At 70.4% G+C, this 1,785-nt stretch carries 2 protein-coding genes; one reads left to right on the top strand and one right to left on the bottom strand.

Annotation, left to right across the window (positions count from 1 at the left end):
- The first annotated feature begins 71 nt into the window (after positions 1-71).
- Positions 72-608, top strand: coding sequence for a hypothetical protein (locus VF697_RS10860; protein WP_331093990.1), 537 nt, complete (start codon positions 72-74; stop codon positions 606-608).
- Between the two features lie 25 nt (positions 609-633).
- Here the strand turns inward: VF697_RS10860 and VF697_RS10855 are convergent, their stop codons facing one another.
- Complete coding sequence (locus VF697_RS10855) at positions 634-1,614, bottom strand: class I SAM-dependent rRNA methyltransferase (protein WP_331093988.1); 981 nt, start codon at positions 1,612-1,614, stop codon at positions 634-636.
- Positions 1,615-1,785 lie beyond the last annotated feature (171 nt).

The following is a 1,785-nucleotide window of genomic DNA, read 5'->3' as shown; positions in this document are numbered from 1 at the left end:
CACACACACCTCTTGTAGACGTCTACAAGTGAGTGCCACTTTCACCCGAAAGCCGAAAAAAGAGGATGCGCATGAGGGGAGTCCGCCAAGCGTGGTGTGGGATCGCGGCCCTGTGGCTCGTTTCCGCCTGTGCACACGACGTCCGCGCCCGCCCCGAGCAGACGGCGCAGGCGGCGCTCGATGAGGAGCTGTACGCCGCCGCCGTCCGCGGGACCCTCGAGCACTTCGGAAGAGACGACAAGGAGCTGACGCTCTACTGCGTCGTCGTCCCCGATGGCGTCCCCAGCGAGCGGATCCTCGCGCGCTTCGAGAACGACCCGTTCCTGGTCGCGGGTCCGGAGTCCTGCAAGTGGAGGGACGGTGGAGTGGAGCCCGCGAGCAGCAGGCTCGACGAGGTCTCGAACGGACAGCGCACCGGGGTCCGCGTGACGCCCGCCCGCGCGATGTTCCTCAACGTCGAGCGTGTGCGGTTGAAGTCGCCTGACCGAGCCGAAGCGGACACCTCCATCGTCTATAGCAATCTCGGCGCCAACGGGGTCACCCTGAAGCTGGAGCGCAAGGACGGCCAGTGGAAGGTGGTCGAGGCCGAGGACACCTGGATCTCGTGAGCCGGGCTCACGGTTGAAACAGCCTTCACGGCAGCTCGAGCACCCGCACCTTGAGGGCGGCCGGATGCTCGGGCGTGGCCGGGAAGTCCACCGGCGAGGGGCCCAGGCTCAGCGAGCCCCTCCCCTTCCGCCCCGCCCGGGACACCCCCTCCGTCACCATCGCCTCGAAGCGCCGCAGCGCCAGCGTGGCGAGGTTGCAGCAGGCCACCAGCCGGCCTCCGGGCGCCACCACCCGGGCGGCGGCCTCGGCGAGGTGGGCGTAGTCCCTCGCGGCGGAGAAGCGGCTCGTGCGCGTGGTCGCGAAGGACGGAGGATCCGCCACCACGACGTCGAAGCGCTCCCCCTTCTTCGCCAGCCGGCCCAACCACTCGAAGACATCTCCCGCCACGTAGTCGTACCGGTCCACCGGCTGGCCATTGAGGCGGGCGTTCTCCTCGCCCCAGTCCAGCACGCGGCGGCTCGCGTCGATGTTGAGGACGCGCTTCGCTCCGCCCGCCAGGGCCGCCACGCCAAAGCCACACGTATACGAGAAGAGGTTGAGCACCGTGAGGCCTCGCACCTCCCCGGCCAGCCACGCCCGCGTGTCGCGCATGTCCAGGTAGAGGCCCACCGAGAGCCCCTGCCCGGGGCGGATGAGGAAGCGCAGCCCGTTCTCCAGCGCCACCAGGGACTCCACCGACTCGCCGCGCGCGGCCACCTCGGGGGCGAGCTGCTCCTTGGCCACGTTGGCCAGGTGGCGCGCCTCCTTCGGCCTGCGCTTGAGGTACAGGCTCCGAGGCCTCCAGGCAGTGTCGGCCGCGTCGAGCAGCGCCTGCTCCTGGGCCGGGGAGAAGTCACTGTAGAGGCTCACCACGTAGAGGTGCTCGAAGACGTCCACCGTCACGTCGGGGACGCCATCCGCCTCCCCGTTGACGAGCCGGTACGCGGTGGTGCGCGGGTCCTCCCGCAGCGGCGCACGCCGCTCCCAGGCCTGACGGAGCAAATCCTCGAGCGACTCAAGGCTCATCCTCCGCGCACCGGGCCTTCGGGATCCGCTGCCTCCGGGACACGGGCGCGCGTCCATACGTCGGAGAGGACCCGGGAGGCCTCGCGCGCCAGCAGCACCTCGTCCACGCCGAGCAGCTGCCCCTCGCGCACGGTGACGCGGCCGTCCACGATGTTCCACGCCACCCGCGAG

This window comes from Archangium sp. (assembly GCF_036388035.1).
Classification (GTDB): domain Bacteria; phylum Myxococcota; class Myxococcia; order Myxococcales; family Myxococcaceae; genus Archangium.
The sequence above is the reverse complement of the archived record's forward strand: the minus strand, read 5'-3'. Positions and strand labels throughout refer to the sequence as shown.

Excerpts from the sequence above, each read along its gene's own strand:
- VF697_RS10855 (WP_331093988.1), bottom strand. The coding sequence starts at position 1,614 with ATGAGCCTTGAGTCGCTCGAGGATTTGCTCCGTCAGGCCTGGGAGCGG.
- VF697_RS10860 (WP_331093990.1), top strand. The coding sequence starts at position 72 with ATGAGGGGAGTCCGCCAAGCGTGGTGTGGGATCGCGGCCCTGTGGCTC.